General features: G+C 69.9%; 7 protein-coding genes. 2 read left to right on the top strand and 5 right to left on the bottom strand.

What is annotated here, in order from left to right; translation table 11 throughout:
- Nucleotides 1–88: 88 nt before the first annotated feature.
- The 4 genes from HMPREF3165_RS09190 to HMPREF3165_RS09175 form a co-directional block, all read right to left on the bottom strand.
- Nucleotides 89–949 (bottom strand): TrmH family RNA methyltransferase, encoded by an 861-nt coding sequence (locus tag HMPREF3165_RS09190; RefSeq protein ID WP_070512694.1) that lies wholly within the window; start codon nt 947–949, stop codon nt 89–91.
- Nucleotides 950–1,097: 148 nt separating this feature from the next.
- Nucleotides 1,098–2,396 carry an SPFH domain-containing protein gene (locus HMPREF3165_RS09185; protein ID WP_070512692.1) on the bottom strand — a complete coding sequence of 433 codons (1,299 nt, stop codon included), beginning with the start codon at nt 2,394–2,396 and terminating at the stop codon, nt 1,098–1,100.
- Between the two features lie 61 nt (nt 2,397–2,457).
- On the bottom strand, nt 2,458–2,925 hold the full coding sequence (locus HMPREF3165_RS09180) for an NfeD family protein (protein WP_070512690.1): 468 nt from the start codon (nt 2,923–2,925) through the stop codon (nt 2,458–2,460).
- 106 nt (nt 2,926–3,031) lie between these two features.
- The gene (locus HMPREF3165_RS09175) at nt 3,032–3,853 is read right to left on the bottom strand and encodes an ABC transporter ATP-binding protein (protein WP_070512687.1); all 822 of its coding nucleotides are present in this window, start codon (nt 3,851–3,853) and stop codon (nt 3,032–3,034) included.
- A 121-nt stretch (nt 3,854–3,974) separates the two neighbouring features.
- On the opposite strand from HMPREF3165_RS09175, the gene HMPREF3165_RS09170 reads away from it, so the two are divergent.
- Nucleotides 3,975–4,715 (top strand): hypothetical protein, encoded by a 741-nt coding sequence (locus tag HMPREF3165_RS09170; protein ID WP_070512684.1) that lies wholly within the window; start codon nt 3,975–3,977, stop codon nt 4,713–4,715.
- Nucleotides 4,716–4,772: 57 nt separating this feature from the next.
- On the opposite strand, the gene glgA is transcribed toward HMPREF3165_RS09170, so the two are convergent.
- The gene (gene glgA, locus HMPREF3165_RS09165; RefSeq protein ID WP_070512681.1) at nt 4,773–6,002 is read right to left on the bottom strand and encodes a glycogen synthase; all 1,230 of its coding nucleotides are present in this window, start codon (nt 6,000–6,002) and stop codon (nt 4,773–4,775) included.
- A gap of 361 nt (nt 6,003–6,363) precedes the next feature.
- On the opposite strand from glgA, the gene glgC reads away from it, so the two are divergent.
- Nucleotides 6,364–7,608, top strand: a complete 1,245-nt coding sequence (gene glgC / locus HMPREF3165_RS09160) for a glucose-1-phosphate adenylyltransferase (RefSeq protein WP_070512678.1) — start codon at nt 6,364–6,366, stop codon at nt 7,606–7,608.
- Nucleotides 7,609–7,682 lie beyond the last annotated feature (74 nt).

The following is a 7,682-nucleotide window of genomic DNA, read 5'->3' as shown; positions in this document are numbered from 1 at the left end:
ATCCGTCCATGGACGGATCCGGCCCCACCGTATTGCTCTCCTGCCATCGTCCAGCGCGAACCTGCGGCACCGGACTTGCAACTCCAGGTCAGGGCAGGCGCAGCGCCCAGAAGGCCACGGCGGCCGCGGCCGCCACATTGAGGGAGTCCACTCCCCCGGCCATGGGGATGCGCACCACCTCGTCGGCCGCGGTGATGGTCCGGTGGGACAGTCCGTCGCCCTCCGTGCCCAGGACGACGGCGACCCTGGAGTCCGCGCCGGTGCACGCCGTGGAGGCCGCGAACTCATCCAGTGCCACGGAAGTGTCCGACAGTGCCAGGGCGGCCACGGTGAAGCCCTGTGCGTGGAGCTCGTCCATGGCGGGCCAGGGCTCGATCCGGGTCCAGGGGACCTGGAAGACGGTGCCCATGGAGACGCGCACGCTGCGCCGGTAGAGGGGGTCCGCGCAGCGCGGAGTGACCAGGACGGCATCGATCCCCAGGGCGGCCGCGCTGCGGAAGGCGGCCCCCACGTTCGTGTGGTCCACCAGGTCCTCCAGGATCGCGACCCGCCTGGCCCCCGCTCCCCCACGGGCGGCCGCAAGCAGCTCGGGAACTCCGGCGAGCTCGGGCCGGTTCATGGCGGCCAGGGCCCCGCGGTGCAGGTGGAATCCCGTGATGGACTCCAGGACCTCCTCGGGGGCGACGAACACGGGGACCTCACCGCCGTCGTCGCTGCCTGCGCAGCCGGCCGCGGAGGCGATGACCGGGCGCATCTCCTCCAAGTGGCGCGGGGCCATGAGGAAGGAGCGCGGGGCGTGCCCGGCGGCCACGGCGCGCGTGATGACCTTGGAGGACTCGGCCATGTACAGCCCCCGCTGCGTCTCCAGACGACGGCGCAGCGCCACGTCCGTCAGCCTGGTGTAGTCCGCCAGGCGCTCGTCGGCGCCGTCGGCCAGCTCAATAATCATCGCGTCGTCACCTTCTGGGGCTTTCCCGGTCCAGTACAGCAGTACGGCGGGAAGAATAGGCCGATCATCGTGGATCGCCCACTCCTCCCGCCGCAGCGAGTGTCCCCGGGCCCTCGTCAGGTCCCCCGGGAGTGTGAGGGCAGTCGGCTCAGGCTCCGTAGGGGCCCTGGGGCGCGCCGGGAGGCGTGCCGTAGCCGGGCTGGGCCTGAATGCCGTAACCGCCGCGAGGGGGCACGGAACCGGGCTGGGCCTCCTCGGGGTCGGACACGTGGCTGCCGTGCCCGGCGTGAGACCCCTCGAGGCCGTCGGAGGTCGGAACGCTCACCGTGGCCTCGCCGTCGGCCTCATCCGCAGGAGCCTTCGGGGAGACGCCTGCCTTGGGTGCGGGCTCCTCACTGGCCTCCTGGGAGGCCGACTCGACCTCACCACGGGCCTGGGCGAGGGCCTCCTCGGGGGCCTGGAGACTGGTGCTGGCCAGATCCGAGGCGATCCCCAGGTCGAGCTCGCTGCCGGAGAGGTCGACACCGGGACGGGCGGCGTCGTCGTCGGAGTCGTCCGAGCCGCCGGGGCCACCGTCCTTGCCACCGCCCAGGGCGCCGGCGATGCCGTCGAGCGCCGCCGTGAACTCCGTGGGCACGATCCACATCTTGGAGGAGGAGCCGTTGGCGATCTTGGGCAGGGTCTGGAGGTACTGGTAGGCCAGCAGCTTGGAGTCGGCGTTACCACGGTGGATGGCGTCGAAGACCTGAAGGATGGCGCGCGACTCACCCTGCGCCTTGAGGATCGCGGACTGCGCCTGACCCTCGGCGCGCAGGATCGCGGACTGCTTGTCACCCTCGGCCGTGAGGATCTGGGACTGCTTGACACCCTCGGCGGTCAGGATCGCGGCGCGGCGGTCACGCTCGGCGCGCATCTGCTGCTCCATGGAGCCCTGGATGGAGGCCGGCGGGTCGATGGACTTCAGCTCCACGCTGTTGACGCGGATTCCCCAGCGGCCGGTGGCCTGGTCCAGGACGCCGCGCAGCTGGCCATTGATCTGGTCGCGGCTGGTCAGCGTCTGCTCCAGGTCCATGGAGCCGACGACGTTACGCAGCGTGGTGACCGTCAGCTGCTCAATGGCCTGCAGGTAGTTGGAGATCTCGTAGGTGGCGCGCATGGGGTCGGTGATCTGGTAGTAGACCACCGAGTCGATGCTCACGACGAGGTTGTCGGAGGTGATGACGGGCTGAGGCGGGAAGGAGACGACCTGCTCACGCAGGTCCATGATGTTGCGCACCCGGTCGATGAAGGGCACCAGGAAGTGCATTCCAGCGCCGTAGGCCGCCTGGAAGCGCCCCAGGCGCTCAACGATGATCGCAGTGCTCTGCTTGACGATCCGCACTGCCCGGAAGATGGCGACGATGACCAGGACGGCCACGAGAAGCAAGATGATGGAGACGAAGGGCACGAGGTTCCTCCTGCAGGGGTTGAACGGGTGGTCAGAACGGTTGGGGCCGGCGCGGGCAGCGTCAGGACGCGGGGGCGGTGGTGGAGGTCGTCACCGGGGCGACCACGGCCACGGCCCCGTCGATCTGGGCCACGGTCACACTCACCCCGGCCTCCAGACGGGTGACGCCTCCCTGGGCGACGGGAGCCAGGCGGGCGCTCCACTCCTCGCCGCCCAGGCGCACCCGCCCGCCTTCACGGTCGACAGGAGTAATGGTGACGGCAGACCGACCGATGAGGGCCTCAACGTTGGTCTTCATCTGCGGGGTGGCGGCCGCAAGGCGACGCTTGGCCCAGGGGCGCACGGCGAAGAGAAGCAGGGTGGAGACGCAGGCGAAGACCACGACCTGCGCCCACACGGGTCCGCCGAGGAAGGATGTCAGCCCTCCTCCCAGCGCACCTCCGGCGATCATGAGGAAGGTGAGATCCGCTGTCATCGTCTCGATGACGACGAGGAGCAGCGCCCCTGCGACCCAGAACAGCCATTCCATGCGAACCTCCTGATGAACGCGGTCGGTGAGTATGTGGTCGGGTGCCGGTCGGGGACGATCAGGGATCGATGCGGCCCGCAGCGGCCTTCCCTCCCGGAACCGGTGGTCAGCCTTTGGCCTCGGCGACGCGCCTGCCGTGGCCGGCAGGGAGCCCCCTGGCCGCGTAGCGACCGCGGTCGTAGGTGACCTCCAGCGGCATACCGAAGGTCGTGCTGATCGTGTCCGCGGTGAGGACCTCCTGAAGCGGGCCGGAGCCCACGACCTTTCCCTCACGCAGCGTGAGCGCGTGGGTGAAGCCCTCCGGGATCTCCTCCAGGTGGTGGGTCACCAGGACCATGGAGGGCGAGTCGGGTGAGGAGATGATCTCGGTGAGCGCAGCCAGGAGCTGCTCGCGGCCGGCCAGGTCCAGCCCCGAGGCGGGCTCGTCGAGGAAGAGCATCTCCGGGTCCGGCATCAGAGCGCGAGCCAGCTCGACGCGCTTGCGCTCCCCCGATGACAGCGTTCCCCACGACCGGTCGACCAGGTGAGCGGCCCCCAGGGCGCCCAGCAGGGCGTGAGCGCGCTCGAGGTCGAAGTCGTCGTACTCCTCGCGCCAGCGCCCAATGCGCCCGTAGGAGGCCGACAGGACCACGCCGAGCACCTTCTCGCCGTTCTGGACGTTGGCGGCCAGGGCCGAGGACAACAGGCCGATACGGGGGTGGAGCTCGGAGACGTCCACGCGCCCGAGCCGCTCGGAGAGGATGTCGACCGTGCCGGAGGAGGGGAAGAGCCTGGCCGAGGCGATCCTGGCGATCGTGGTCTTGCCCGCGCCGTTGGATCCCAGCAGCACCCAGTGCTGCCCCTCGTCCACGGTCCAGCTGACGTGACTGAGGATCTGGTGGCTGCCGCGGTGCAGTGAGACATCGTCGAGGTGGAGGACACTGGTCATGAGGTGATCCTATCGTGACGGTGAGTTCACACAGGGAAGATGCGCAACGAGAGCCGCGCCCCACATGGTGACCGCTCCCCTTCGGGGCTCGCCCCACCACCATTCACTATGGTTGGCCCCCATGGATCCCCTCAACCCGCCGGTCAGCATCGTGCTGGCCCTGTGGGCGCCTTCGCCCTCCTCCCACGGTCTGTCGCTCGTTGAAGGCCCCGACGGCGCCCATGACGTCATCGGCAGCGTCGTCACCGGGGGCTCGGACACACCGACTGCTGCCGCCGACGACGATTCAGGACGCGTCAGCCTGGAACGGTGGCTCGCCTCCGCCCGCCCCCTGAGTCGGGTGAGCGCGGTCCTGCCCTCACCGGCCGGTGGCACCGGCACCTGGGGGCTCCTGCCCGACATCGAGGAGGGCGTCGTGCTGGAGGGGGCAGCCGGCCGGGTGCTGCTGGTTCCTGAGGACTCCGGCACCTCGGTGTCCTGGCACGCCGAGCCGCTCAGTTCCCCACTGCCTCCGCTGGATGCGGCGCACGCCCGCCGGCAGGTGCACGCCGCCACCGAGGAGGCCATCGAGGCGCTCATCGAGCTCGACCTGGCCCGCGAGCGCCCGGAGATGGCCGACGCCCTCAACGACCTGCTCACCGCGGTGATGGATCCGCGTCTCGTCCCGCCGTGGCTGGCGCGCCGTGATCGGGAGCTGTTGGAGCGCTCCTTGCGCCTGGCGGGGATGTGCGAGCTGGCCCTGGACGACGACGGTGCGGCCACGACCGCCCTGCAGGCGCAGCGGCGGGCCGACGTCCTGCGCCCGCTGCTGGCGGTGGCGCGTCACGGTGCCGCTGCGGCCACCGAGTGGTGGGCCCGGTAGAGGGGGCGCACCACTCGGTGGCGTATCGGTGGGGTCACCGAGCGGGAGCCGTCCCGTTCACCCCTGAGCCAGGACCCAGTTGTAGACGTCCATGGTGCGCTGGGCGATGGCCTGCCAGGCGAAGTGCTCCTCGACGCGGTGTCGGGCGGCCTGCCCCATGGTCCTGGCGGCCTCGGTGTCGGTGACCAGGGTGGTGAGGCGCTCAGCCAGGTCGGCCTCGAAGCGGGCCGGGTCGATGGGGGTGCCGGTGCCGTCCTGGACCTGCTCGATGGGCACGAGCAGGCCGGTCTCGCCGTCGACGATGACGTCTGGGATGCCGCCGGTGGCTGAGCCGACGACCGGCAGGCCCACGGCCATGGCCTCGAGGTTGACGATGCCCAGGGGCTCGTAGACGGAGGGGCACACGAAGACGTCGGAGGCGGCCAGCACGGCGATGAGCTCGGGGCGCGGCAGCATCTCCTCGATCCAGACCACGCCGGTGCGCTTGTCGCGCAGGTGGGCCACGAGGCCCTCGACCTCGGCCTTGATCTCGGGGGTGTCGGGGGCGCCGGCGCACAGGATGACCTGGACGTCCGCGGGCAGCTGCTCGCAGGCGCGCAGCAGGTGCGGCAGGCCCTTCTGCCGGGTGATGCGTCCGACGAAGACGATGGTGGGGCGGTCGGGGTCGATGCCCAGGCGCTTGAGGGTGGCGGCGGCCTGGGCGTCGGCCTCCTGGCCCTGCGGGTGCTTCCAGGCCTCGAGGTCGATGCCGTTGTGGACAACCTTGACGCGCTCGGGGTCGACGGCCGGGTAGCAGCGCAGGATGTCCTCGCGCATGCCGTTGGAGACCGCGATGATCCCGGAGGCGGCCTCGTAGGCGGTCTTCTCCGCCCAGGAGGACAGGGCGTAGCCGCCGCCGAGCTGCTCGGCCTTCCAGGGGCGCAGGGGCTCCAGGGAGTGAGCGCTGATGACGTGGGGGACGCCGTGAAGCAGACCGGCCAGGTGCCCGGCGAGGTTGGCGTACCAGGTGTGGGAGTGGACGAGGTCGGTTCCCTCGGTGCCCTGGGCCATCTCCAGGTCGACTCCGAAGGTGCGCAGAGCGGCGTTGGCGCCGTCGAGCTCGGCGATCTCGGGGTAGCCGGTGACGCCGTCGTCGGCGCCCTCGGTGCCGGGCTCGCGGGGGCCGCCGAAGGCGTGGACGCGGACGTCGGCCAGGGGGCGCAGGACCTTGGCGAGCTCGTTGACGTGGACTCCGGCGCCGCCGTAGATGAAGGGTGGGTACTCCTTGGTCAGCAGGTCGACCCTCATGGGTGTGCCTCTCCTCTGTCTGATGGATGGACTGACCGCGCCTTCCTCGGCGCAGGACGGGCGCCTGCGGTGGGGCGGGCGCCTCACCCGACGTTATACGCACACGGAGCCCGGTGGGACCGTTCAGCACCGGTGGTTTCCACCGACTCTCCCGCGAGGGGCCGGCGGCATCCGCTCCGCAGTGGAGGCAGGAGTGGAGGCGGGGATACTCGTGCGTGAGGCGTCGGGGACCGGGTCAGGACGAGTCGCCCGGTGCTCGATCGTCCTGAACGATGCCTCAGGCAACGATTCGGCGGAAAACCTACCCGGAATGTGACCCATTTGGCCCCGCAGGCCCCTCGAGCAACGTAAGGTGGGCCACATGGCTCAACCTCGTGTTCTCGCAATCGTCCTCGCCGGTGGCGAGGGCAAGCGCCTCATGCCCCTGACCGTCGATCGCGCCAAGCCCGCCGTGCCCTTCGGCGGCATCTACCGCCTCATCGACTTCTCCCTGTCCAACATGATTAACTCCGGCTTCCTCAAGGTCGTGGTGCTCACCCAGTACAAGTCCCACTCGCTGGACCGTCACATCTCCAAGACGTGGCGCATGTCCGACATGCTGGGCAACTACATCGCGCCGGTGCCGGCCCAGCAGCGCGTGGGCAAGCACTGGTTCCTGGGGAGCGCCGACGCGATCTACCAGTCCCTCAACCTGCTCGACGACGAGCGGCCGGACTATGTGGTCATCACCGGTGCGGACAACATCTACCGCATGGACTTCTCCCAGATGCTGGACCACCACATCGCCTCTGGTCTGCCCTGCACTGTCGCGGGCATCCGTCAGCCCCGGTCCCTGGCGGACCAGTTCGGCGTCATTGAGACCGACCCGTCCGACCGCGGCAGGATCAAGGCCTTCGTGGAGAAGCCCGCGGAGACCCCCGGTCTGCCGGACTCCCCTGATGAGGTCCTGGCCTCGATGGGCAACTACATCATGGACGCCAACGCACTCCTGGAGGCCGTGACAGTCGACGCCGCCGACGAGACCTCCAAGCACGACATGGGCGGCAGCATCGTGCCCTGGTTCGTCAACCAGGGGGCGGCCGGCGTCTACGACTTCAAGGACAACGACGTGCCGGGCTCCTCCGAGCGCGACCGTGACTACTGGCGCGACGTGGGTACGGTGGACGCCTTCTTCGAGGCCCACCAGGACCTCATCTCAGTGACCCCCGTGTTCAACCTGTACAACGACCGCTGGCCGCTGTTCGCCGGCTACCAGGCCGCGATGCCTCCGGCCAAGTTCGTCTACGGCCACCACGAGCGTCTGGGGCACGCGGTCGACTCGATCGTCTCGCCGGGCGTCATCGTCTCCGGTGGTGAGGTGATCTCCTCGGTCCTGTCCCCCGGTGTGCGCGTCAACTCCTGGTCCTCGGTGCGCGAGTCCGTCATCATGGACGGGGCCGAGGTGGGCCGTAACACCGTCGTCAACCGCGCGATCCTGGACAAGTACGTCAAGGTCGAGGAGGGCGCCATGGTGGGGATCGACCCCGAGCACGACCGCGAGCGGGGCTTCACCGTGACCGAGTCCGGCATCACGGTGGTGGCCAAGGGGCAGATCGTCACCCGTTGACCGCAGGCTCGCCGCCTTTGCGCTGCGCGCCGTCGCCCGAGCCTTCGGGCGGCGGCGGGCAGTCTTCGCCTGCC

This window comes from Actinomyces sp. HMSC08A09 (genome assembly GCF_001807465.1).
GTDB classification, from domain to species: Bacteria; Actinomycetota; Actinomycetes; order Actinomycetales; family Actinomycetaceae; genus Actinomyces; species Actinomyces oris.
The sequence above is the reverse complement of the archived record's forward strand: the minus strand, read 5'-3'. Positions and strand labels throughout refer to the sequence as shown.